The 23,071-nt window shown below is 66.2% G+C and carries 22 protein-coding genes and 2 pseudogenes; 16 read left to right on the top strand and 8 right to left on the bottom strand.

Going from position 1 to position 23,071, the window contains the following annotated elements; all coding sequences use genetic code 11:
* Positions 1-201: 201 nt before the first annotated feature.
* Positions 202-1,119, top strand: a complete 918-nt coding sequence (locus tag AB0L58_RS28925; protein ID WP_364391244.1) for a universal stress protein — start codon at positions 202-204, stop codon at positions 1,117-1,119.
* Positions 1,120-1,157: 38 nt separating this feature from the next.
* Positions 1,158-2,030, top strand: a complete 873-nt coding sequence (locus AB0L58_RS28920) for a universal stress protein (protein ID WP_364391242.1) — start codon at positions 1,158-1,160, stop codon at positions 2,028-2,030.
* A gap of 225 nt (positions 2,031-2,255) precedes the next feature.
* Here the strand turns inward: AB0L58_RS28920 and AB0L58_RS28915 are convergent, their stop codons facing one another.
* Positions 2,256-4,094 (bottom strand): long-chain fatty acid--CoA ligase, encoded by a 1,839-nt coding sequence (locus tag AB0L58_RS28915; RefSeq protein ID WP_364391239.1) that lies wholly within the window; start codon positions 4,092-4,094, stop codon positions 2,256-2,258.
* Between the two features lie 706 nt (positions 4,095-4,800).
* Here AB0L58_RS28915 and AB0L58_RS28910 point away from each other — a divergent pair.
* The 7 genes from AB0L58_RS28910 (at position 4,801) to AB0L58_RS28880 (ending at position 11,479) form a co-directional block, all read left to right on the top strand.
* Positions 4,801-6,225, top strand: a complete 1,425-nt coding sequence (locus AB0L58_RS28910; RefSeq protein WP_364391237.1) for a wax ester/triacylglycerol synthase domain-containing protein — start codon at positions 4,801-4,803, stop codon at positions 6,223-6,225.
* 227 nt (positions 6,226-6,452) lie between these two features.
* Entirely contained in the window at positions 6,453-7,574 is a 1,122-nt protein-coding gene (locus AB0L58_RS28905; protein ID WP_364391235.1) for a 4Fe-4S dicluster domain-containing protein, read from the top strand.
* Positions 7,561-8,073: a cyclic nucleotide-binding domain-containing protein gene (locus AB0L58_RS28900; RefSeq protein ID WP_364391233.1), complete on the top strand. Its 513-nt coding sequence runs from the start codon at positions 7,561-7,563 to the stop codon at positions 8,071-8,073. The genes AB0L58_RS28905 and AB0L58_RS28900 overlap by 14 nt, the downstream gene beginning before the upstream one ends.
* 62 nt (positions 8,074-8,135) lie before the next feature.
* Positions 8,136-8,945, top strand: a complete 810-nt coding sequence (locus AB0L58_RS28895) for an FAD/NAD(P)-binding protein (RefSeq protein WP_364391519.1) — start codon at positions 8,136-8,138, stop codon at positions 8,943-8,945.
* A complete protein-coding gene (locus tag AB0L58_RS28890; RefSeq protein ID WP_364391231.1) occupies positions 8,945-9,733 on the top strand; it encodes an oxidoreductase in 789 nt (262 codons plus the stop codon). The genes AB0L58_RS28895 and AB0L58_RS28890 overlap by 1 nt, the downstream gene beginning before the upstream one ends.
* Complete coding sequence (locus tag AB0L58_RS28885) at positions 9,717-11,009, top strand: Ni/Fe hydrogenase subunit alpha (RefSeq protein WP_364391228.1); 1,293 nt, start codon at positions 9,717-9,719, stop codon at positions 11,007-11,009. Before AB0L58_RS28890 ends, AB0L58_RS28885 begins: the two co-directional genes overlap by 17 nt.
* Complete coding sequence (locus AB0L58_RS28880) at positions 11,006-11,479, top strand: hydrogenase maturation protease (protein ID WP_364391226.1); 474 nt, start codon at positions 11,006-11,008, stop codon at positions 11,477-11,479. The genes AB0L58_RS28885 and AB0L58_RS28880 overlap by 4 nt, the downstream gene beginning before the upstream one ends.
* 85 nt (positions 11,480-11,564) lie before the next feature.
* On the opposite strand, the gene AB0L58_RS28875 is transcribed toward AB0L58_RS28880, so the two are convergent.
* Complete coding sequence (locus tag AB0L58_RS28875) at positions 11,565-13,940, bottom strand: heavy metal translocating P-type ATPase (RefSeq protein ID WP_364391516.1); 2,376 nt, start codon at positions 13,938-13,940, stop codon at positions 11,565-11,567.
* Positions 13,941-14,085: 145 nt separating this feature from the next.
* Here AB0L58_RS28875 and AB0L58_RS28870 point away from each other — a divergent pair.
* From AB0L58_RS28870 to AB0L58_RS28845, 6 genes and pseudogenes are all read left to right on the top strand, one after another.
* Positions 14,086-14,406: pseudogene (locus AB0L58_RS28870) on the top strand (archease); the annotation flags it as partial.
* Between the two features lie 4 nt (positions 14,407-14,410).
* Positions 14,411-14,776 carry an RtcB family protein gene (locus tag AB0L58_RS28865; RefSeq protein ID WP_364391224.1) on the top strand — a complete coding sequence of 122 codons (366 nt, stop codon included), beginning with the start codon at positions 14,411-14,413 and terminating at the stop codon, positions 14,774-14,776.
* Entirely contained in the window at positions 14,703-15,095 is a 393-nt protein-coding gene (locus AB0L58_RS28860; protein ID WP_364391222.1) for an RtcB family protein, read from the top strand. The genes AB0L58_RS28865 and AB0L58_RS28860 overlap by 74 nt, the downstream gene beginning before the upstream one ends.
* Positions 15,096-15,219: 124 nt before the next feature.
* Positions 15,220-16,113, top strand: a complete 894-nt coding sequence (locus AB0L58_RS28855) for a universal stress protein (RefSeq protein WP_364391220.1) — start codon at positions 15,220-15,222, stop codon at positions 16,111-16,113.
* A gap of 530 nt (positions 16,114-16,643) precedes the next feature.
* The gene (locus AB0L58_RS28850; protein WP_364391217.1) at positions 16,644-16,802 is read left to right on the top strand and encodes a hypothetical protein; all 159 of its coding nucleotides are present in this window, start codon (positions 16,644-16,646) and stop codon (positions 16,800-16,802) included.
* Positions 16,803-17,109: 307 nt separating this feature from the next.
* Positions 17,110-18,111: a hypothetical protein gene (locus tag AB0L58_RS28845; protein WP_364391214.1), complete on the top strand. Its 1,002-nt coding sequence runs from the start codon at positions 17,110-17,112 to the stop codon at positions 18,109-18,111.
* Positions 18,112-18,139: 28 nt separating this feature from the next.
* Here AB0L58_RS28845 and AB0L58_RS28840 read toward each other — a convergent pair whose 3' ends face one another.
* The 6 genes and pseudogenes from AB0L58_RS28840 to AB0L58_RS28815 form a co-directional block, all read right to left on the bottom strand.
* On the bottom strand, positions 18,140-18,373 hold the full coding sequence (locus tag AB0L58_RS28840) for a hypothetical protein (protein WP_364391212.1): 234 nt from the start codon (positions 18,371-18,373) through the stop codon (positions 18,140-18,142).
* A 416-nt stretch (positions 18,374-18,789) separates the two neighbouring features.
* Complete coding sequence (locus AB0L58_RS28835) at positions 18,790-19,170, bottom strand: carboxymuconolactone decarboxylase family protein (protein ID WP_364391209.1); 381 nt, start codon at positions 19,168-19,170, stop codon at positions 18,790-18,792.
* A gap of 601 nt (positions 19,171-19,771) precedes the next feature.
* The gene (locus AB0L58_RS28830; RefSeq protein WP_364391207.1) at positions 19,772-20,233 is read right to left on the bottom strand and encodes a DUF2267 domain-containing protein; all 462 of its coding nucleotides are present in this window, start codon (positions 20,231-20,233) and stop codon (positions 19,772-19,774) included.
* A gap of 9 nt (positions 20,234-20,242) precedes the next feature.
* A pseudogene (locus tag AB0L58_RS28825) lies at positions 20,243-20,344 on the bottom strand (universal stress protein); the annotation flags it as partial.
* A 215-nt stretch (positions 20,345-20,559) separates the two neighbouring features.
* Complete coding sequence (locus AB0L58_RS28820; RefSeq protein ID WP_364391204.1) at positions 20,560-20,991, bottom strand: Hsp20/alpha crystallin family protein; 432 nt, start codon at positions 20,989-20,991, stop codon at positions 20,560-20,562.
* Positions 20,992-21,054: 63 nt separating this feature from the next.
* Positions 21,055-22,080 (bottom strand): hexose kinase, encoded by a 1,026-nt coding sequence (locus tag AB0L58_RS28815; RefSeq protein WP_364391202.1) that lies wholly within the window; start codon positions 22,078-22,080, stop codon positions 21,055-21,057.
* Between the two features lie 815 nt (positions 22,081-22,895).
* Here AB0L58_RS28815 and AB0L58_RS28810 point away from each other — a divergent pair.
* Complete coding sequence (locus AB0L58_RS28810; RefSeq protein ID WP_364391199.1) at positions 22,896-23,021, top strand: hypothetical protein; 126 nt, start codon at positions 22,896-22,898, stop codon at positions 23,019-23,021.
* Positions 23,022-23,071: the final 50 nt, after the last annotated feature.

The following is a 23,071-nucleotide window of genomic DNA, read 5'->3' as shown; positions in this document are numbered from 1 at the left end:
CGCACGCTCAGTCCCAGAGGCGGCACGCGCTGCCGGGGTAGCACACATCTGTCAGCACGTAGGGCCCGCGCATGCCGAATCAACGACAGCGGGAGCGGTCTTTGTGCCCTGCGGTTCGGGACCAACGCCAGGCGTGCCGGACCGCCGCCGATTCCTAATCTTCGAGTAGCTGATTTTTCGGAATCCGAAGGGACACCGCCCATGACCACCCGGCACCACGATGATCCACACCGGCTGGCGTCGGCCGAAATAGTGGTCGGCATCGACGGCTCCGAAGCCGCCGACCTCGCCGTCCGATGGGCCGCCGAGACCGCCTCCCAGCGGGGCCGTCGGCTGCGCATCGTGCACGGCCTCGACCTCGCCGCAGTGGGAGCCGTCTACGGGATCTACGACGTGATCACACCCCCGGTGATCGATGCGATCCGCCACGCAGGCGCGGATATGGTGCGCACCGCGCGCCGACTGGCCCACGACGTCGACCCAGACCTCACCGTGGAAGCCGAACTGTCCGAAGCGAATCCGGCGCACCTGTTGATCGAGCTGTCCGAAACCGCGCATCTGGTCGTGATCGGCGCGGCGGGTGTCGGCGGCCCCCTGAGCCATCTCGGGTCGACGCTGCTCGCCGTCGCCAGCCACGGTCACGGCGCGATCGTGGTGGTCCGTGATACCGGCACCGAGCAGCAGACCCGATGGGTCGGCCCGGTCGTGGTCGGTGTCGACGGCGGGCCGATCAGCTCGGCCGCCGTCGGGGCCGCGTTCGCCGAAGCCAGCGAACGCAATGCGCGACTCGTCGCCGTCTACGCCTGGAGCGACCTGTATTACGACCGCTTCGCCGGACTCTCCAACGCCATCCCCGATCGCGACGCCGAAACCGCTGGACAGGCAATCCTGGCCGAGCAACTCGCGGGCTGGCAGGAGAAATATCCGAACGTTCAGGTCACTCACAAGGTCTACCTGTCGGGCCCGCGCCAGGCCCTGGTGGAGTGGTCGCGATCGGCGCAACTACTCGTTGTCGGCAGCCGGGGGCGCGGTGGATTCCGCGGGCTGCTGCTCGGCTCGACCAGCAACGCACTCGTGCAGACCGCGCATTGCCCGGTCATGGTCGTCCACCCGCAGTAGCCACCAACCCAGCCACCCAGAAAGGCTAACGAATTCACATGTCCGCCAACGCCATCAATCCCCCCGTGCTCGTCGGTATCGACGGCTCCGACGCCGCCGCCGAGGCCGTGCGCTGGGCCGCCGTCGACGCCGTCAACCACCGCGCACCCTTACATATCGTGTACGGCATCGGCGCCCCGATGGACTTCGGGCCCGGAATCGCCTTCAACCGAATCGATTACGACGCCTACCGAGCCACCGGCACGTCGGCCGTTGCCGCCGCACGCGAATTCGCCACGGCCGCAGCCGCACCCGTCGGTGACCTCGACATCGACACCTTCGTTGTCGAGGCGCCGCCGATCCCGGTGCTGCTCGACCGCTCCAAGGATGCGCGCATGCTGGTTGTCGGCACCCGCGGTCTCGGTGCCTTCCGCCGCGGCCTGCTCGGCTCGGTGAGCACGGCCGTGGCCAGGCACGCACACTGCCCGGTCGCCGTCATCCCCGAACCCGAGAACTACACACCGGATCGGGTGCTCGGCCCCGTACTGGTCGGCGTCGACGGCTCCCCCGCCAGCGTCCGCGCCATCGGAATCGCCTTCGACGAGGCCGTCAATCGCAATGTCGCAGTGCGAGCAGTACTCACCTGGTCCGAATTCAACCGCTACATCTCCCGCGCCGACATGCAGGAAGAAGCCGAAGAACTGCTGTCCGAGAGCCTGGCCGGTTACGCAGAGAAATACCCCGGCCTCGAGGTGCAGCACGTGGTCGCCGAGGACCGCCCGGCCCGACGCCTACTCGCCGAATCCGCGGACACCCAACTCGTCGTCGTCGGCAGCCACGGCCGCGGCGGCTTCGCGGGCATGACCCTCGGCTCGGTCAGCCAAGCCGTCCTCCACGCCACCGACTGCCCCCTCATCATCGCCCGCCCCTGAACCGTCCGCCCTCAGGCACACAATTGCATCGGATGGTTGCCATCGGGATCCGGCCGTCGTGTCCCCCTCGGTCCGGTTACTGATGGCAGCCCGGAGGCAACTCGGCCTATCCGGCGACCCCATCGGAGTTGACCGACGTGGAGTGGGTCTCGCATGATCCGGTCACTCCAGTGGAGTTGGCGTGCCCCCGACCGGACGTATGAGAAGCGACGTCATGGTTCGACCTCAGTCGTAGAGGGCGTCGATACGGTCTGAGAGATTGTCGACGACTATCTTGCGGCGCAGCTTCATGCTCGGTGTGAGATCACCTGCCTCGATGGATAGTTCGCGGTCGATGATGCCGAATCGCTTGATCTGCTCCCAGCGATTGAGTTGGGTGTTCAGGCCTTCGATGTAGCCGGCGATCACGTCGTGGGTCTTCTCGTCGCGCGCGATTTCGGCGAGTGGCATGTTGGCGAGACCGTGCTTGTCGGCCCACTCGGTGATGGCCTGGGCATCTAGACCGACCAAAGCGACGCAATAGGGCCGTGTCTCTCCGTAGACGATGAATTCTCCGGCATACGGACAGAGTCCCTTGAACGTCGCGGCAATCGCGGACGGCGCGACGTACTTGCCTTGCGAGGTCTTGAACAAGTCTTTCTTGCGATCGGTGATGTGCAGGAAGCCGTCGGCGTCGATCTCGCCGATGTCGCCGGTGCGGAACCAGCCCTCCGCGTCGAAAGCCTCGGCGGTGGCGTCGGGGCGGTCGTGGTAGCCGCTCATCACACCCGGGCTTCTGAGCAGGATCTCGCCGTCCTCGGCGATCTTGACCTCGGTGCCGGGGAACGGTTTGCCGACGGTGCCGAACCGGTAAGCACCTGGGCGGTTGATGAACGAGGCGGCGGCGGTCTCGGTCAGGCCGTAGCCCTCGAGTACAACGATGCCTATCGCGTCGAACCACTGCGCGACTTCGCGGTCCAAGGGGGCCGCTGCTGAAACGAAGTACCGCAGCCGACCGCCGAAGCGTTCACGAATGGTGGACAGCACCAGCCTGTCGGCAACTTTGTGCTGCAATGAAACGAGCGGCGATGGCTTCTCGCCGGCCTGTGTGGCACGAGAGACTTTCAGGCCCACCCCGATCGCCCAGTCGAAGATCTTCTTCTTGATCCCGCCTTCTTCGGCCACCATGTTCTCGATACGCGCATGCGCCTTCTCGAAAATGCGCGGGGCGGCCCCCACGATGGTGGGGTGCAGTATCGCAAGGTTCTCCACGATCTTGTCCACCCGGCCGTCGATTGCCGTGGGAAAGCCGATCAGCGGTGACAGCGCCAACATCACCTTGCCGAACGCATGGGACAGCGGCAGCCACAAGAAGTTCAGGTCGTCCGGGCCGAGCACGTTCAGGGCATCGATCGCGGCGGCGCTGTAGGTCCATGCGGAGTGCGGTAGCCGAACCCCCTTCGGGGTGCCGGTTGTCCCGGAGGTGTACATGATGCTGCCCAGGTGCTCGGGCCGGATCCCACGGATGCGATCGACCACCGCGTCGGGAGATCCGGCAAGCAACTTCCGTCCGCGCTCCTCGAGGTCGCCGAGGGTGATCACCCAGTTTCCGTCGCCCTCGCCGTCGAAGACCACGACCTGTTGTACGTCGGGCAGTTCGGCGCGGTGCTCGATCAGTTTGTCGACCTGGGACTGGTTCTCGGCAATAACGACACGGCTGCCGGAGTTGGCGATGATGAACGTGACGCCGACGGCGTTGGTGGTGGGGTAGACGGTGGTGGTGGCCGCGCCGGCGCACATCACGGCGAAATCGGCGAGCACCCATTCATACCGTGTGGACGATACGAGCGCGATCCGGTCCTGAGCCTCGATTCCCAGCGCTATCAACCCGGCGGCGAGAACGTCGACTCGGTCACCGACCTGCTGCCAGGACACGCTGGTCCAGCCCTGGCCGTCAGGGAATCGGAACGCCTCCGCGGCTGGAGTCGCGGCTACCCGGTCGACCAGCATCTGGGCGACCGACGGTGCCCGCTTCTCGATCTTGCTGAGGTCGGGAGGTTCCTCGGATGCTCGGAGGAACGTCATAATTCGATCCTACGAGTCGCCGGGGCCGATCGGGCGAGAAACATGCGCGCGAGGACAGCACGGCACGATTGCTGGAACCAGTCGGGCATGGCCGCACCCAATACGCCGATTACGACGACAAGGACCGCCGCACAAAACAGCTCCCTGTCGGCGTCTTCGACGTGGTCTGTGCCGTTTTCATGAGTCACCTCGATCTTCGACCGACTGCCCGGGATAAGTGCTTCTGCAGAGCGGTAACGGAGTATCAACGCCTGTGCCGCGAGCGAGGATTCGCGTGGTGGCCGAGACGCGCGGCCAAACAGCGTAGGCCCCGCAGCGGCGGTGACTTCAGATCTGCCGCCGGTCTGAGAAGAGGACAAAGGGCCTCGCCATTAGGGTCCTCGTAATCGGTCGCCTTCGGCCGGGACCGAGCAGACTAAGTGATATGCATGCCGTCGTTGCGGTCTGCGAGACCCGAACGCGGGCCGTTCGTCGTGCGACCTGGTGTCCGCTGGTCGCCCCGGGATTCGCCGCATATCGCGTTCAGCATCGAGTTGCCGGAACTGACGTGCGCCGCCATGCCCGGTCATCGTGTGCGGCGCTCGGCGGTCCGGAAGACAGGTCCGCGCGACACCCTCCTCGGCGGAACGGAGCGGGACCGTGGAGGTCTGCGGAAGCAGAAGCGAAGCGGTACGACATATAACGACAAAGACGAAGGCAGCAGGCAATGGGCTACCGCGAATCCCATATGTCGCAATCGGACCTGTTCTCCTGGAACATGGAGCGTGATCCGATCCTGCGATCGACCATTGTCTCGGTTCTCCTCCTCGATACCGATCCGGACTGGGATCGACTGGTGGAGACGATCGATCGCGGCACCCGCTTGGTGCCGAGGTTGCGGCATCGACTGGTCGCCTCGCCGTTCGGTCTCGCTCCACCCAAGTGGACGCTCGATCCGGGCTTCGACCTGTCCTGGCACCTGCGACGGGTTGGGCTGCCGAAACCGGCGACCATGTCCGCGGTACTCGAATTCGCGCGCACCGAGGCGATGACCGCCTTCGATCCGGCTCGTCCACTGTGGCGCTCGACGTTGCTCAGTGGTTTGCCGGGTGGGGGATGCGCGCTGGTGATGACAGTGCACCACAGCCTCACCGATGGGATCGGCGGCATTCAGATCGCCGCAGCGCTACTCGATTTCGATCGTGCGGGCACCGATCGCGGCCATCCACCAGAGCCGCCGCACGACGATGACGGCGCACTACGCGATATCGTGGCGTGGAACTGGTCGCTCGGCTCGGATCTGCTTCGCGGCGGCATCCGGGCGACACCCCGAACCGCATGGCGAGCTATCACTCATCCCGTGCGGTCGGTCCGCGACAGCGCCGCGCTCGCGACCTCGCTGGTCCGTCTGGCCAAACCCGTTGCCACGACCCTGTCGCCAGTGATGATCGAACGCAGTCTCGGTCGCCGACTCGCGGTGCTGGATGCACCCGTCGAGCAAATGCGTTGCGCCGCGCACGCTGTCGGCTGCACGATGAACGATGCCTTCCTGACCGCAGTGCTCATCGGACTGCGCAGGTATCACGACCGGCACGGGGCGAAGGCCGACCAACTGCGGGTGACCATGCCGATCAGTCTTCGAACGGCCGATGATCCACTCGGCGGCAACCGGATCACGCTCGCTCGTTTCGCGTTGCCGGTCGATCTCGCCGAGACCGAAGACTTGATGCGCGCCGTGGACGCCGTGGTCGGTGGTTGGCGCCGCGAACCGGCCATACCGCTGTCCAGTGCTGTTGCGGCGGTGTTCAACCGGATGCCGGTCGGAGCGGTCACCGAGATGGTCAAGCATGTCGACTTTGTCGCCTCCAACGTCCCGGGTTCCCCGGTGCCGCTCTATATCGCCGGGTCGCGCATCGAGGCTATGTACGCTTTCGGCCCTACGATCGGCACGGCCGTCAACGTGACAATGACCTCGCACGACGGAACCTGCTACATCGCGATCAACGCGGACACCGCCGCGATCCCCGACCTCGCGACCCTGACCGAATGCCTCGCAGCGGGCTTCGCTACCGTGCTCCGCCTCGCCGGCGAGTTCGCACCGCAAACCGCCGCCGGCGCCACATCCGAATCATCTCGACCGACGCCGGTCTGATCGGTTCCCAAGCAGTCAGAACACGAGGCGTATCGGAGCAAGAGTGTTCTGGGTACCGACGAAACACCCTGGCAGTTGGTCGCCTTCGACACTGGCCGGACTCGAGCGCAGCGGCCCACTGGCCCGGTGCATCGGGGCCGCGAGTGATGACCTTCGGCCCTCGTTACACCGGCAACCCCCCATAAGACTCGAAATCGTACGGATACTGCGATCGGCAAGGGGGCCTCATGAAGCCTGGTGACACCGTGGTGATCGACCGCGCGGGCCTGGACCGCCTCATAGAAGTCCTGCACGAGGCGGAGTATCGGGTCATCGGTCCACAGGAGCGCGATGGCGCGATCGTGCTGGACGACCTTGCGTACGGAGCCCAATTGCCCGCCGGGTGGAGCGTGGACACCGAACCCGGACGGTACCGGCTGCGGCGCCGCGATGATGCGGCGGTGTTCGCGCACTCGGCCGGGCCCGGCTCGTGGAAGCAGTTCCTGCATCCGCCGCACCGCAAGGTGTGGGAGATGGGCCCCGACCTGAACGAGCAACGTGCCGAGGACTCCGCGCAACGGTTTGCGTTTGTCGGCGTCCGTGGGTGTGATCTCGCCGCGATCGCGATCCTTGGCCGTGTACTCGGCGGCGGGACATATCCCGACACTGGATACACCGGTCGTCGCGCGGGCCTGTTCGTGGTCGCGGTGAACTGCACCGAACCGGGAGGCGTGTGCTTCTGCGTCTCGATGGGCACCGGGCCCGGCGTTTCCAAAGGATATGACCTCGCGCTCACCGAAACGATCGACGACGCCGGGCATCGCTTCCTGGTCGACATCGGCAGCGACACCGGTGCGGATGTGCTGGCGCGCCTCACCACGCGTCCCGCCGAAACCACCGACGTCACCACCGCCCGGACCGCGGTCGACGCTGCTGCCGGACGGATGGGTAGGTCGATGCCGGACGTCGACCTCCCTACAGTCCTTCGCGAATCCCACGAGTCACCGCAGTGGCAGGACGTGGCATCTCGGTGCCTCACCTGTGGCAACTGCACGATGGTGTGCCCAACCTGTTTCTGTACCTCCACCGAGGACGTCACCGATTTGACCGGCGACCACGCCGAACGCTGGGACCGCTGGGTGTCCTGCTTCGAACTGGATTTCTCCTACCAGCACGGTGGCAGCGTCCGACGATCCGGCGAGAGCCGGTACCGGCAGTGGCTCACCCACAAGCTCGGCACCTGGCACGACCAGTTCGACAGCTCCGGCTGCGTCGGCTGCGGACGCTGTATCGCCTGGTGCCCGGCCGAGATCGACATCACCGCCGAAATGGCGGCGCTCGCTGAAGGAGGCGCCAGTGATCGCAGTTGACGAACTGTCGCGGTTCGCCCAGCTGACGTCACTGACCGAAGCGGAGCTCGCCGCACTCGCCGACGCCGGTTGCGACATCAGCTACCCCGCCGGGTGGCAGCTGATCACCGAGGGGCAAACGGCCGACCGGTGCTGGCTGATCCGCGAGGGCACAGTCAGCCTCGACGCGCACGTCCCGGGCCGCGGTGATATCGCTGTCCAAACCCTGGGCAACGGAGACCTGCTGGGCTGGTCGTGGCTGATGCCGCCGTACCGCTGGCATTTCGGTGCACACACGGTCGAACCGGTACGCGCGATCGAATTCGATTCGGCTCGACTGACCGAACTCGCCGAGCTGGACCCGGTATTCGGCCGCGCCCTGAACCGCATGCTGCTAGAGGCTGTGCTGGAACGCCTGCAGGCCACCCGGGCCCGGCTGCTCGATCTGTACCGTGGTCCCGGCGATACTGCCTCACCCGGGCCCCTGACCGGTACCGCCGAGAGCGGAAGCAGCCGATGAGCCAGCGCGGTGCCGCGACGAGCACCACCATCGCGCCGGACAAACCAGCACCGGGTGACACCATGCTCCCCTACCGGGTCGTCGGCCGTACCCCACAGAACCGTGACACCGTGACTCTCGTGCTCGAACCGGTTCATCAGGCAGCGCAACGGTTTCGGGCCGGGCAGTACATGATGCTCTACCGCTTCGGCGTCGGCGAGATCGCCATATCGATCAGCGGCAGCCCGGTGGCCGACGACGACGTCCTCGAACATACGATCCGCGCCGTCGGCGCGGTCAGCCGCGCGCTACACGACACCATGGTCGGTGGGTTGATCGGCGTGCGCGGGCCGTTCGGCAGTGGCTGGGACCCTGAATCCGCAATCGGGCGTGATCTTGTGATCGTCGGCGGCGGCGTCGGACTGGCGCCGCTGCGGCCGGTCGTACTCACGGCGCTCGCGGCGCGCGCGGACTACCGGCGGGTGGTACTGATCACCGGTGCCCGAACCTCGACCGATATCCTGTTCCGAAACGACCAAAAGCGGTGGGCCGCAACCGGTGATATCGAGTTGCAGCAGACTGTCGATCATCCGGCGGCGGGATGGACCGGCCCGGTCGGCTTCGTCACCGAACCATTGACCAGACTCACGCTGGATCCCGATCGGACAACGGCGTTCTTGTGCGGTCCGGAACCGATGATGCGATTTTGCGCGCAAACATTGCTGCGCAAGGGAATTGCCGCGCCCGACATCCGGATCGCGCTCGAACGCAATATGCAGTGCGGCGTCGCTCGCTGCGGTCACTGTCAACTCGGACCGCTGCTGCTGTGCCGCGACGGCCCGGTCGTCGACTACGCGACAGCCCAACCTCTGCTATCGATTCGGGAGCTGTGATGAACACTTCCCAGACGAAAACCCCGACGTTGGCGGTGTGGAAGTTCACCTCCTGCGACGGCTGTCAGCTCACCCTGCTCGACTGCGAGGACGAGCTGCTGAGCTTGGCCGGACGCCTCCGCATCGCGCATTTCACGGAGGCGACCAGCACAGTCGAACCTGGACCTTACGACGTGTCGCTGGTCGAGGGATCGGTTACCACGCCGGAGGAACAGCGCCGCATCATCGAGATCCGGTCACAGTCACGGATTCTCGTCACCATCGGTGCGTGTGCGACTCACGGCGGCATCCAGGCGCTGCGCAACTTCGCCGATGTCACCGAGTTCACCTCCGTGGTCTATGCCAGCCCGCAATACATTTCGACGCTGGCCACCTCGACGCCGATCTCGGCGCACGTGCCGGTGGATTTCGAGCTGCGCGGCTGCCCCATCGACCGTCGCCAGTTGTTGGACACGCTGTGCGCCGTCCTCGCCGGGCGTGCCCCTGACCTGCCGAACACCAGCGTCTGTACCGAGTGCAAGCGCCGTGGTACCACGTGTGTGACTGTCGCACACGGCATTCCGTGTCTTGGCCCGGTCACTCAGGCCGGGTGCGGGGCGCTCTGCCCGGCCTATCATCGCGGCTGCTACGGCTGCTTCGGCCCGATGGCGACTCCGAATATCCGTGCGCTGCTGCCGATTCTGAGTGTCAACGGCATGTCCACCGACGATGTCGATCGAGTGTTTCACACTGTCGCGGCGGCCGCCCCGGCCTTCGCGGACAGGAGGTCGGATGAGTCATCGCAGTAGGCAGTTGCGGGTCAGTTCGCTTGCGCGGGTGGAGGGCGAAGGTGCACTGCGCATTACCGTTTCCGACGGTTCCGTCGAGCGGGCCGAGCTGAACATCTACGAGCCGCCCCGCTTCTTCGAGGCGTTTCTACGCGGTCGCGCCTACACCGAACCCCCCGACATCACCGCGCGCATCTGCGGTATCTGCCCAGTTGCCTACCAGACCAGCGCCTGCAACGCACTCGAGCAGCTGTGCGGCGCCGAGCTCGACCCGCCTCTGGCACGGCTGCGCCGCCTGTTGTACTGCGGAGAGTGGATCTCCAGCCATTCGCTACACATCTACCTGCTGCATCTACCCGATTTCCTCGGCTATCCCGACGCCGTTGCCCTCGCCGCCGATCATCGTGAGCTCGTCGAACAGGGCTTGGCCATGAAAAAGGCAGGCAACGCTTTGCTCGAACTGATCGGCGGACGGTCCATCCACCCGATCAACGTGCGAGTCGGCGGCTTCTACTCCGCCCCGTCCCCTTCCGATTTCGCGCCACTGGCCGAACAGCTACGCCGTGCACTGGATTACGCCGTGCACACCGCACGTCGGGCTGGTGGCCTCGAATTTCCGGACGCCGAGCTCGACCACGAACTGCTCGCCGTCTCCGACCCGCACCAGTACGCGATCGAGTCCGGAGATATCCACAGCAGCACCGGACTCGCCTTCTCTGCTAACGAATTCCCCGACCACGTCGCCGAAAGCCAGGTTCCGCACTCGACCGCCCTGCACGCCACCCTCGACGGCCACCGCTACCTCACCGGACCGCTGGCCCGGTACACACTCAACTCCACCCGATTGTCGCCGATGGCCCGTCAGGTCGCCGTAGAGATCGGACTGGGCGGTGAATGCCGCAATCCGTTCCGCAGCATCCTGGTTCGCGCCGTCGAGGTCGTCTATGCCGTCGAGGAGGCACTCCGGCTGATCGAACACTACGAAACACCGACGCGCGCAGCCGTTCCCGTCACTCCGCGGGCGGGCACCGGTTACGGCGTGAGTGAAGCACCACGGGGTCTGCTGTATCACCGCTACGACGTCGACGCCGACGGCATCATCCGCTCCGCCGACATCGTTCCGCCCACCTCGCAGAACCAGGCCGCCATCGAAGACGACCTGCGTCGCGTCGTCACAGACCATCTCGACCTCGACGACGCGGCACTCACCGCACTGTGCGAACGCACCATCCGCAACTACGACCCATGCATCTCATGCTCGGCACACTTCCTCACACTCGACGTACTGCGCCGATGACCAGGCCACAAGCTGTCGTTATCGGCGTCGGGAACGAGTTCCGCAGCGACGACGGCATCGGCCCTGCCGTGGCCCGAGACATCGAAGCACTCGACCTGCCCGGTGTCCTCGTCACCGTGCGCGACGGCGAACCGACCGGACTGCTCGACGCATGGGACGGCGCCGAACTCGCCGTCGTCGTAGACGCCGTCGAATGCGAACCATCCACCCCGGGCCGCGTCTGGCGCACCACGGTCGACGCCCTGCGTGAACTCACCACCACAACCAGCTCCCACGCCCTCGGCATCCCCGACGCGGTGCCACTCGGCCGAGCACTCCACCGCCTCCCCCACGAGCTCGTCGTCATCGCCGTAGAAGCAGCAACCCTCGACCTCGGCCTCGGGCTGTCCGCCCCAGTCACGGCAGCGCGTCCGCAAGTGGTTCAGGCGACCCTGACCGAGCTGGCCCGCGCCGGGATTGCCACCGGATAGTCCCAACCCCGGGATGCCCGGCGCACTGCATCAGCAGCAAGGTGCGCCGGGACGGTTCAGTTCGCTCGCCGTGTCCGCGCGTCGGTCATGGTCGCAGGGTTGACTTGACGCCGGATTCTGTTGGTAGCGAGACGTATTCGGCTTCGTCGTCGGCGAGCGTGAAATAGTTCTCCTCTTCCTGTCGAAAGTGCAGCTGCAGCAGGGTGTAGAGCCCATACAGGCAGGCCAGCAGATCATCGATCTGGTCGGAGCCAATGCGGCCCGTGGTACGCGCCAAACGGAGGTGGTTGCCGATTCGCATGGTGAGCCGATGGATCTCGGCATGCGTGCGACTCATGGTGGCGGTGGCCTCGACGCTGCCGAGTGGCGTCGCCAGAGCCGGATACAGTTCGGTCTCCTCGGCCTCTTCGTGAGGCAGCAGCTCATCGACGAGAAACCTGTACGCGGTCTCGACCGCGGACAACGCGGTCTCGTCGCCGCTGCGCTCGGCGAGGCGATCGGCGGCGGCGCGCAGCAATCCGAGTGCGTCGCGCAGCGCATCATGTTCGCCGGCGAAGCGGCGCAGCATAGCCTCGGTGTCAGGGGCGAGTTCGGTGCGAAGTGCAGGGTTGCCACGCAGGGCGCGTAGTGCGTTGAGGATCACCGCTACATCGATTCCTTCCTGCAGCAATGCACCGGCGGCGGGTGGCAGCCAGCCGACGGCAGCGACGATCATGGCCAGCAGCGACATGCTCATGCCGACGACGGCGCTCTGCACGGCGATGCGGCGCGACCAACGGGCGGTGTCCATGGCATCGGCGAGCCGGTCGAGACGATCGGTCGTGAGCACGATGTCGGCCGCTTCCGACGAGGCGGTCGATCCGCGCGCCCCCATCGCGACGCCGACGGTGGCGGCGGCCAGCGCCGGGGCGTCGTTGACACCGTCACCGACCATCACCGTCACCGCGTGTTCACGTTCACGGCGCACGGCATCGACCTTGTCGGCGGGGCTTTGCTCGGCATACACCTCGTCCAGTCCGAGTACGGTGGCGACTTCGCGCGCCGGTTCGGGCCGGTCGCCGGTGAGCATGACCAGTCGGTTCAGACCGGCCTCACGTAGTCGCCGAATGGTGCGGGGTGCGTGTCGGCGCAACGGGTCCCGCAGCAGGATCGCTGCTGCGAGGTCGCCATCGACGACGATCCAGGCGATCGCGGCCGAATCCAGGCTTGCCCGATTGACGACGGCGCGGGCCCAGTCGGCACCGGTGCACGAGTCGGGCAGCTTGCCGACGTCGACCCTGCGGCCATCCACGGTGCCGGACACCCCGCGTCCAGGCTGCTCGGCCACTTCGGTGGGTGCCGACAAGTCGATTTCGCGCGCGAGCGCTTCGGTGACGATCGCTTCGGCCAGAACGTGCGGCGAAACCTGGTCCACTGACGCGGCCAGTCGCATCATCTCCGTGGTCTCACGGCCCGGTGCGGCTACTACTTCGACGACTTGCGGACGGCCCGCAGTGAGAGTGCCGGTCTTGTCCATCACCAAAGTGGTTGCGTGCCCGAGGCTTTCCAACGCACCACCGCCACGCACGACGACCCCCATGCGCGACGCCTGCGACAGTCCCGAGACGATCGCCACGGGGGCGGCCAACAGCAGCGGGCACGGTGTCGCGACCACCAGGACAGCGACCGCCCGGACTGGCGACCCGCTGATTGCGTAGGCGGCACCGGCCACCACCAGTGCGAGCGGCAGGAACCACGCCGCGTACCGATCGGCAAGCCGCACCACCGGCGCGTTTTCGGCGCCGGCCTGCTCGGCCAGCCGCACAATCCCGGCATAGGTACTTTCGGCCGCTGTCGCGCTCGCACGCATCTCGAACGCATCGCCGACATTGACGACACCGCTGCGCACCGGCTCACCGCTCCCACGCTCCACCTGCAGCGGTTCGCCGGTGAGCACCGACTCGTCGAGCGCCGCAACCGTATTCAGGATCCGCCCGTCGACCGGCACTGTCTCGCCCGTAGCGACCACAAGGACGTCATCGACGACGACCTGGCCGAGCGGAATCACCGTCACCTCATCGCCGACACGACGGCGAGCCGACCGGGGCGCATGCTCCAACAGGGCGCGCAGATCCCGTGAAGCACGGCGTTCGGCGGCTGCGTCGAGGGCTCGTCCACCGGCCAGCATGACCGCAATCAGCGCCCCGGCGAGATACTCACCGACCCACAGCGTTCCCGCCAACGACAACACCGCGATCAAGTCGACACCGGTCCGGCCCTTCACAAGCGCGGCGATCATCCAGAACAGTGCGGGAACGAACGCCGCCACTGTCGCCGCGATCCACAACCCGTCGGCAGCACCACGCAAACCGAACACCCACAGGACCGCGCCGACTGCCAGCGCTGCCACGGTGACCACCACCAGCGCCGGTTCCAGCCAACCGCTCAGCCGTGCCACCCACGGCCGAGCCTGCCTGGTCATTTCACTCATCGCATGCTCCTCCCGGCCGGGTTGACACCGATCCGATCCCACTGCACCGCAGCGTGCATGATCGACGGCAGAGGCCGGGGTCCCTTTTGCCGATGTCCTAGGCCACCGCTGGGTCGATCGCCGCGGGTCCAGGCTTGTGGCGCATGCCGGCATTCCAGCACTGCCAAGGTCTTCCGCGTCGGCGGAGCGTGGATCACGGTGGGTCCGGAATGATCAGCGTGTTGGCCTACACGCTCAGGCTGGGACCACATTCCTCGTCTCGTTCCACACAGCCGACCTGCGTATCGAGGCCTGGGCACCCAGCCGCGAGCGATGTCTGGTCGAAGCGGTCGCCGCCCTCGTGGACAGTTTCCTCGGTCGCCCGCTCCCACAGCCGGTCACCGGTATCGAATGGGACCTGCCCGCCGACCGCGAGGAGAACATGGTGGTTCGGCTCCTGGAGGAGGTCATGTACCACATCGATGTATTCGCCCGCATCCCGGTCAGCTCCGAGGTCACCGTCGGTTCCCGACCGTCAGCTCGCCTGCGCCCGGGTACATTCCCCGGAGGGCCGCGATTACCTGGCCGCCATGGCCGCCGCCACCAACTACGCCCGCGCGAACCGTCAACTACTCACCGAGACTGTCCGGCGCATCGTCGAAACCCACACCGGGGTCGGCCTCGACCTCGTATACGACGTCTCGCACAACCTCGCCACACTCGAAACCCACAGCGTCGACGGGCGCCCGACACAGCTGTGCGTACACCGCAAGGGTGCAACTCGCGCCGTGCCACCCGGACACGAGGACCTGCCCTACGACTGGTCGACGTCGGCCAGCCGACACTGATCCCCGGCACCATGGGTACCGCGTCCTACGTTCCTACGTTCTCACGGGCGTCCCGGGCGGTCCCGCATTTCATTCCACCTGTCACGGCGCGGGCCGTGTCCAGAGCCGACACGCCGCCGCGCGCACCATCAGCGGCCGCGCCCTACGCACTGAACTCGAACACCACGGCATCGCGGTCCGCGGCACATCCTGGAAGGGTCTCGCCGAGGAAGCACCGCAGGCATACAAGGACATCACCGCTGTCGTTACTGCCAGCGAAGGGGCCGGACTGTGCCGCAGGATAGCCCGGCTCGAACCGCTCGGCGTTGTCAAAGGGTGAGGAACCCGCCCGCCGAACCGAGGACGAAAGTCCTCGGCGGCGGTGCCACGCGACTCGATGCCCCGGGCTCGCCGACTGACACTGTTGGGGGCAACCCCATCAAATCGGTCGAAGCGGAGACGAGATGATCACTCCCGCCAATCATCAGTCGATTGTCGTCGGCATCGACGGCACCGCGGGCGCGCTCGGCGCCGCCCGCTGGGCCGCTGAGCTGGCCGCGCACCAGCGGGTTCCGCTGGTACTGCTCAGTGTTGTTCCCGCCCTCGACTACCGTCTCACCGCGGGCGCCTGGACGGAGTCCGAACTACTGCCGCAGCTGCGCACCGCGGCCGAGCGCAAGATCGAAGAGGCCGCCGCGGCGATGCGCCACGGCCAGCCCGAGCTGGATATCCGCCGGTTTGTCGTATACGGCATTCCCGCACGCAAACTCATCGAAATCAGCGCCTCGGCGAAGCTGATCGTCATGGGCTCGACGGCCAGCCGACTCGGCACCCTACTGCTCGGCTCCACCGTGCTATCGGTGGCGAACAACGCGGAGTGCCCGGTCGCGGTCTGGCGGCACGACGGTGACCACCCGTGGCCCGATCGGCGACCGCTGCTGGTCGGCGTCGACGGCAGTCCGGACAGCGAGTCGGCCATCGGCCACGCATTCGAACTGGCTGCGGCGCTCGGCGTCGGCATTATTGCCGTGCATGCCTGGACCGAGCCGGACCTGCTGGAATGGACCGTCGTCCCCGATAGCTGGCCGATGCTCGCCGCACAGGAGCGGGAGTTGCTCGCCGAGCGCCTCGCCGGTTGGGGAGAGAAGTTTCCGGAGGTCGAGGTCACTCGGGTGGTCCAGAAGGGCGCGACGGCCGAGGTGCTGCTCGAGCACGCAGCCGACGCACAGTTGGTGCTGACCGGTAGCCACGGCCACAACCGGCTGGTTGGCATGCTGGCCGGTTCGACGAGCCAGAACCTGCTCCACCACGCGCCGTGCCCGGTCGTCATCTGCCGCGCCCCCGAACGTCGCGGATGACCAGCGAGACACCGCCTATGTATTGTGCTTGGGGCGTAGGGCATCTGGGCGAGAACGTGGATCGCGGAGGGCGCAAGATCCGATGATCCTGCGCGGATCCTCGGGCGGGCGTTCGGCGAGTACCGCCTCCCCTGCCGTGGGGTCGCCCAACCGCGTAGCTGCGCCATCGTTCGAGCACGGCCCCACCGAACGCCCGGCACTCAGCAGTGCTCTTCGGTCCTCGATTGGGGACCTTCTGCCCATTCGGATCCGACCCCTTCAGAGATGCTCGAGAAAGCTATTGGACTCGGCTCGGAGACCACCGCATGATCACCTCGACCGAAACCCTGCACCGTCCGCCCGCTCGGCCCTGCCGATGCCGCCACCGTTGTGGATCTGCACGGTGCGATGCCCGATAAGGACAGCCTCTTCCGAATTCTCGTGCCGCGTCCAACCATTACCCAATGTCGCGCCCTCGCCATACGCGATCCCGCGCACTGTGCGTTCGGCTCTTTCGCCGGCGACCGGGTCGTCGGCATGGGCACTTCATCGTGCTCGGCACGACCAGGACGGCCGAGCTCACCATAACCGTCGGTGCCGATCAGGATGACGCATTCAGCTCCGAACTCCTGCACCGCCTGGCGCGACTCGCGCGTGAACGCGGCATCGAACGATTCGTCGCCGAATTGATTCCGCGAATATCAGGCTGATGCGGTTGGTCGCCGACGCGGGCTTTACGGTGACGGTCTACCGCCAGAACGGTATCGCGCGTGTCGGCATCCAACCCTGACGGTTCGCTGTCGGTACGCGGACACAACTCGGATCGACCGTACCGTGCTGCCCGCGTCCGCAGCACTGGGTTCACGCGTCGACGACGGCCACGGACTCCCCACATTTCCCTCAGCGCCAAGTCCTGCCCGCTGGACGACACCACTCGCGCAACAGTGACCATAGACCCGTGAGTACGTGTACAAAGGCCGTACTCCCCGGACGCGTCGGCCGACGAGACTCACCGATATGACCGCTATTGATGCCTCGCCAAGCGAGGTGCCGGATCACCCGACGATGATGGCAGCGATGCGGCTCGCCGCGCACGCACCCTCGGTGCACAACACCCAGCCGTGGCGCTGGATATTCGACGGCGTCCGGCTGCATCTCTACAGCGACACCGACCGGCAACTGTCCGCCGCCGACCCACGCGGACGCCAACTGGTGATCAGCTGCGGCGCCATGTTGCACCATGTGAGCACTGTCTTCGCCACGTACAACTGGCACACCGATGTCGTGCGCTTGCCCGACCCCGAGCAGCCACAACACCTTGCCGCGATCGAATTCCGTCCGTGGCCCGACCCACCCGCCGAAATACGCGCCCGGACCGACGCCATCCACCACCGACATACCGACCGGCTGCCGATGCTCCAACCGGACGGCTGGGCCGATATCGTGCCCGCGCTGCGAAACCTGGTGTCGGCGTGCGATATCCAGCTCGATGTGCTCGATGAGAGCGCCCGGCCACAACTGGCGAGGGCCTCGGAGTATTCCGCGGGTCTGCATCGCTACGACATGGCATACCAGACCGAATTGCGCTGGTGGACCGGGCATTCCCCGCTGTCCGAGGGTGTTCCGCGCTTTGCCATGATCTCCGATGCCGAGGCCGCGCGGGTCGGGGTCGCGCGCACATTTCCGCCCGTCGCGCACTCGATGCGCCGGGCCGACCTCCGAGACCGCGCCCAGGTGGTGGTGCTCAGCACACCCGGTGAGACCGTGCCGGAATGGCTGCATACCGGAGAAGCGCTCTCGGCGGTCCTTTTGGAATGCACCGTATTCGGCCTGACAACGTGCTCGCTCACCCACATCACCGAGACCACCGCGGGCCGAAAAGTTCTGGCAGGTCTGATCGCTCACCCAGGCGTGCCGCAGGTCCTCATCCGCATCGGCACCGCACCGGACGAGCCGGAAGCACCGCCTACCCCGCGACGGCCACTGCTCGACATGTTCACGGTTCGCCGACCTGATTGACCGCGAGCCAGGCCTCCGCCGCGGGCGATCAGGTCAACTGGATCGTGCGCCGATGCGCATCAATGGCATGCCGCAGCTCGGTTCGTGACAGTTCGTGCATACCGCACTCGCAGTAGGCGGGAACCAGGTCATCACTGAATCGATCGCCGCGCAAGGTATCGGTGTAGCGAGTTCCGTGCCGATTCGCGTGATGCGCCTCGTCGATGTAATCGCGCTGCCCATGGGCGTGTGGGCCGACCGACGACTCGTACACCTCGCCCAAAGCCGTATCGAAAACCGTTGCGACATGGTGACTGCGGCCGCAGCGAACCTGCAGCAGAGTGTGGTCGTCTCGGTCCGAGCCGAGGTCGTCTACGGCCTTCCCGGCAACGAGCTGACGTTCGGTACAGAGGACGTGGGGCCGCGAATGGGCTGCCCTGCGCCAGTGCCGAGCGCGCGAGACCGACAAATGGGATCGTCGTCGGGACCTTCACGGACAAAAGGCACTCCCGTCACGGACGGTACGCACGGTGTTTCGGGATAACGACAACCGCTGCCTGGGCTTCCGCGAGATAGGTGGGGGGGAGCGGGACGCCGGCGCCGACCATGATGATCTCGAATTCTGCCGCTGTGCTTACTGATTCAGACGCAGCGACATGCGGAACGCAGGCCGACCTCAACGGTCGTTCGGTATCCACGTCAGCTGAGATCGGTCCGCATCATGCTGTCGCCGCCGCGGTCGGCGTAGAACTCGGTGACCGCAGCGTACGCCCGCGCGCCGTAGACGGTCGCGGGGCCACCGTTCATCAGGAAGGTCACCCCTATCGCCTCGGCGGCTTCCGCCGGGGTTGCACCGTGCTGGACCGCGGCATGGGCGTGTGCGGCGATGCACCCATCGCATTCCGTGCTCACCGCGATCGCCAAGGCGATCAACTCCTTGGTCTTCGCGTCCAAGGCTCCCGCGGCGAGCGCGGCATCGTGCAACTGCTTGTAACCCGCATAGACATCCGGAATCGCACGCCGCAGCATGCGGGTCGGAGCTCGCAACTCGTCGCGGACCGTCGTACCGTAGCTGGCCATGCTCAATTCCTCCGGCTTGTTCTGACAAGTCCACGATCCGCTGGCCGACCGGTCGACGATGCGGTCTTTTGTCCCGTTGGGGCATGGCTTTGGTCATGGCGCGGACACTCGAACCGGTGGATGGGTCGGCGCGAATTCGCGGTATCGGAGAGCGCTTCGGTGAGATCAGGAAGGACTTTCGCCCCTTTCCGGGACAGCTGACATGTTCGAGCGTTGCATGGTCCGCAGAATCCGCTCGCCCCGACAGGGTCTTCCGACACCTACCGAATCGACCTTCGTCATGCGATAGGCAAAAAGATCGTGTGGGTGTGACTTTTTCGGTCACCGCGAGCGTGCTCTTGGAGGAGTACCGACCAGGGCCCGGCCGGAACCGACCGAGAGGACGCCAGGCGATCGGCCTGCGGTCGTTCGGCTCTTCGGCAGTGAGACGCCGAATGCGACGTCGGGCCATGAGCGGTAAGTATCCAGATTCCGACACCGTGCTGGCGCTGGCCGTACGCGCACTATCAATACACAACACCCAACTGCGGATTCGAGCGGATCGCCCCCGACTACCCTGTGTTCCGCATCGAATCCAAGCTGGTGCACCGCTGTCGGCGGCTCACATCTTGTCGGCCGTGTCCTCATCGAACGGGCCGGCATCGACGCCGAACAGCACATTGCGCAGATCGACCGGGAATACCGCGGCAACCCGATCCAACTGGCCCGGTGAACAGAGACCGCGCAGCGCGTCGGTCACCAGCCAGGCCAAACCGGCGGCCTCGTCCTCGGTGACGCCCGCTTCCATGGCGAATTGCGCCAGGAACTCCGAGACGCGTTGCGAGACCGGAACTTTGGCGGGTACCCAGCCCTCGAAGAATACCCCGCGCAGCAACTCGGGCAGCTGCGCGCTCAGTTGCGCGGCGCTGGCCACCTCGAGCCGGTCGCGCACGGCGTGCAGCCAGGCGCGTGTCACCCGGTAGGCGAAGGCGCGGTCCTCGGTTGCCAGGTCGTCGGTGATACGACGCAACCACACGTGCGCGGTGTCCATGGCATGGACGAAGGGATCATCGGAGTGCGACATCGTCACCGCCTACTCGGGATGCACGTCCATGGCTGGGCACCGTGCGTGCTGGACCAGGAAATTGCCGGTGGAACCGAACAGCAGGCCGTGGAAGCCGCCCCGGCCACGGCTGTGGCTGAGGCAAGCCGGTGCGGATCGGCGTCGAGTGGACCCTCAGAGCCGGGGTCCCATCGATTGTTCGTGTCGAACATGGGATTTCGCGCCTCCCTGGAGCCAGGGCACGGGCCTGCTGGTTGTGGCGCTGTTGTCGAATCGCGCATGCGTGTTGGCCGAGCCACGGTGGATTCAGGGCGGTCACACCGGCAACCGCTCCGAATCCGTTGTCGCTAGGAGGATTCGATCGCGATGTGCTTTTCCGCGGGAGCCGCGGCCTCGGCGACAGGCACCGATACGGTGAGGATCCCCTTGTCGTACGACGCGGCGATATTGTCCTCCTTGGCACCCGCGGGCAGGGCGACCGAACGCACGAACGAGCCGTAACTGAACTCCGAACGTCCCTTGGTCTCCTGCCGTTCGCTGCGCTCGGCCTTGATGGTGAGCACGCCGTCACGAACCGTGATATCGACGTCCTTATCCGGATCCAGGCCCGGCATTTCGGCACGCACCAGATATTTGTCGCCGGACATCTCGTCCTCGACACGCAGCAGGCGACCCTCCACGAACGGACGGATATTCTCGACGGTCGGGAAACCCGACAGCCATTCGGTCAGGTCGGGAAACAGCGAGTGACTACGGCGATGGGTCGGAAGCAGACTCATGATTGACTCCATTTTCGTTGGGACACTGATACTTTCGATTCGACCACCGTCCCGTTCGCCGGACTAGGGGCCCCGGTCCCCACCGGATCGGGCCGTTTGTCGTTGCCGCAGGGGCGCAAAGTCCGATGACGCGCCGATTCCGCGCACCACCGTCTGGGTGCGGACCTCGCCGACGAGCGCGTCGACGGTCGAACGCTGGAAGACCTCGGTGCCCGGCAGCAACACCGTCGCGGCCGCGGCTGCCACACCGTATTCGCAAGCGCGCAGACACGGATCCCCCTCGGCCAGCCGATAGGTGAGCGCGCCGATCAGACTGTCACCCGCGCAGGCGTCGCTGCGCGGTGGCAGGGGTGGCGGCGGGGCCGAGAGCTGATGGTGCGCTATGTGATCGGAGTAGACGGCGCCCAGCGCGCCGACCGTGGTGATGGTGTGGTCAGCCGCACCGAGACCGAGCAGGTGATCGTTGGCGGCACGAGCCGCGGCGAAGCCGTCGATCGGCCTGCCGACCAGCGCACTCGCCTCCCTCCGGTCCAACCGGATCAGGAACACTCGGTCGTGCAGCACTTCCCGCAGTTGTGCGCCCGCGATATCCAGCACGATGCGGGTGTCGTAGGGCCGCATCCGGCGCACCAGCTCGGCGCAGAAATCCGGACGCAGTCCGGGCGGCACGCTGCCGGAGATGACCAGATACGGAAACCGCTGTGCCGCATCACAGATAGCGGCCATGCAGCGCTCACTCTCGGCCGCTGTGAGCGTGGCACCAGCGGGCACGATGTGGAAGCTGTGGCCGGTCTGCGTCTCGCCGACCACGAAGGCCTCCCTGGTATCGCCGTCGACCTCGATGCGCCGGTGCGCCAGCCCCTCCTCGTTCAACAGCCGATCGAGCCGTCCACCGGTCTCCCGACCGCCGGTGTGCAGCGCGAGTGCGGTACCGCCGAGTCGGTGCACGCAGCGCGCGACATTGATACCGCCGCCACCGGCCTGCACCGTGCGCAGCCGAGCGCGGTTCTTACCCTCGCTGATCAACCGATCCACCTCGACCGTGAGATCTATGGTCGGATTCATGGTGACCGTCAATATCGCTGGCACAATGGGATTCCTTCACACTGTCGCGCACGTTCTCGCCGAAGATGTCCCGCAGTCCTCGCCTGTTCGATTGCCGGCCGCAAGGCGGCGAGCGCGGCGGTGTGCTCCAAGCGCACCGATGCCATGCCCTGGCACGCGCCGACCGCATAGCCACACAGCGCGAGCCCCTCCAGTACCCGGTGCGCGGCACCGTGCCGTCCAGCAGTGCCGGTGCCGCATAGCAGAATCCGAGGCAGTAGACCGGTTGTTCCGAGGCATCGGGAACAGTTCCGGTATCGGCCGCGCGCCGCCGCAGGCAGCGAAGCATGCGGTGTCGTGCGGCAAGGTTCGCGAATTGCATTGCGGTAGACCAAGATCGCCGTATATAAAGGCAACAGTCTCGATATCCGTTCGCCGGATCATGGCGTGGTCATCGATCGCCGCACGCAACTCGTTGGTTGCCAGCACAGCACCGGCGAGTTGACTCGTCCGCCCCTTTATCCGATCTCGCGGTCGGCCGTCCATCGCCGCCTCATTTCCCGCCCGGCCATCGGTGGCCGGTTCCGATTCTCACTGTGCCCGGATCGGCAGCGTCGTCGGCAGAGCCGGGCGCCCTCTATCCCAGGGACGTTGGTCCCGGGATCCGGTCCTCCTCTGCCAGGCCCAAGCCCGACCTCGGCCGCCCCAAGAGCACAGCTCTTCCGATCCGTACGGGTGCCGGTGGTCGACGTCGACGGCGCGCTGGTCGGCATGTCAGCCGCCTGGATCTGCTTCGGTGTATCTGCGTGCCGACGCCGAGCTGGCCGAGGAAATCCGTACCGAGGTGCTGTTGCGAACCCATGTACCTGGCGCCGTCGGAGGTCTCGAGCGAAAAAGTGGAGGACACCAGCGTGATCGAGATCATCACGGCGCTCACCGCCGCCGAGGTCGACGACACCCCACCTCCCACCGCCCGCACGGGATAACGTCGGCGTCTTCTACCCCTTCGCCAGACATTGGACCGAAGCCAGCCGAC

The organism is Nocardia sp. NPDC052112, assembly GCF_040680135.1.
Classification (GTDB): Bacteria; Actinomycetota; Actinomycetes; order Mycobacteriales; family Mycobacteriaceae; genus Nocardia.
This window is presented reverse-complemented; position numbering and strand designations above follow the sequence as displayed.

Coding starts and splice junctions, on each gene's coding strand:
- AB0L58_RS28925 (WP_364391244.1), top strand. CDS start 202: ATGACCACCCGGCACCACGATGATCCACACCGGCTGGCGTCGGCCGAA.
- AB0L58_RS28920 (WP_364391242.1), top strand. CDS start 1,158: ATGTCCGCCAACGCCATCAATCCCCCCGTGCTCGTCGGTATCGACGGC.
- AB0L58_RS28880 (WP_364391226.1), top strand. CDS start 11,006: ATGACCAGGCCACAAGCTGTCGTTATCGGCGTCGGGAACGAGTTCCGC.
- AB0L58_RS28835 (WP_364391209.1), bottom strand. CDS start 19,170: ATGGCCAGCTACGGTACGACGGTCCGCGACGAGTTGCGAGCTCCGACC.
- AB0L58_RS28830 (WP_364391207.1), bottom strand. CDS start 20,233: ATGTCGCACTCCGATGATCCCTTCGTCCATGCCATGGACACCGCGCAC.
- AB0L58_RS28885 (WP_364391228.1), top strand. CDS start 9,717: ATGAGTCATCGCAGTAGGCAGTTGCGGGTCAGTTCGCTTGCGCGGGTG.
- AB0L58_RS28810 (WP_364391199.1), top strand. CDS start 22,896: ATGTACCTGGCGCCGTCGGAGGTCTCGAGCGAAAAAGTGGAGGACACC.
- AB0L58_RS28855 (WP_364391220.1), top strand. CDS start 15,220: ATGATCACTCCCGCCAATCATCAGTCGATTGTCGTCGGCATCGACGGC.
- AB0L58_RS28910 (WP_364391237.1), top strand. CDS start 4,801: ATGGGCTACCGCGAATCCCATATGTCGCAATCGGACCTGTTCTCCTGG.
- AB0L58_RS28890 (WP_364391231.1), top strand. CDS start 8,945: ATGAACACTTCCCAGACGAAAACCCCGACGTTGGCGGTGTGGAAGTTC.
- AB0L58_RS28865 (WP_364391224.1), top strand. CDS start 14,411: ATGTATTCGCCCGCATCCCGGTCAGCTCCGAGGTCACCGTCGGTTCCC.
- AB0L58_RS28875 (WP_364391516.1), bottom strand. CDS start 13,940: ATGACCAGGCAGGCTCGGCCGTGGGTGGCACGGCTGAGCGGTTGGCTG.
- AB0L58_RS28895 (WP_364391519.1), top strand. CDS start 8,136: ATGCTCCCCTACCGGGTCGTCGGCCGTACCCCACAGAACCGTGACACC.
- AB0L58_RS28905 (WP_364391235.1), top strand. CDS start 6,453: ATGAAGCCTGGTGACACCGTGGTGATCGACCGCGCGGGCCTGGACCGC.
- AB0L58_RS28915 (WP_364391239.1), bottom strand. CDS start 4,094: ATGACGTTCCTCCGAGCATCCGAGGAACCTCCCGACCTCAGCAAGATC.
- AB0L58_RS28845 (WP_364391214.1), top strand. CDS start 17,110: ATGACCGCTATTGATGCCTCGCCAAGCGAGGTGCCGGATCACCCGACG.
- AB0L58_RS28820 (WP_364391204.1), bottom strand. CDS start 20,991: ATGAGTCTGCTTCCGACCCATCGCCGTAGTCACTCGCTGTTTCCCGAC.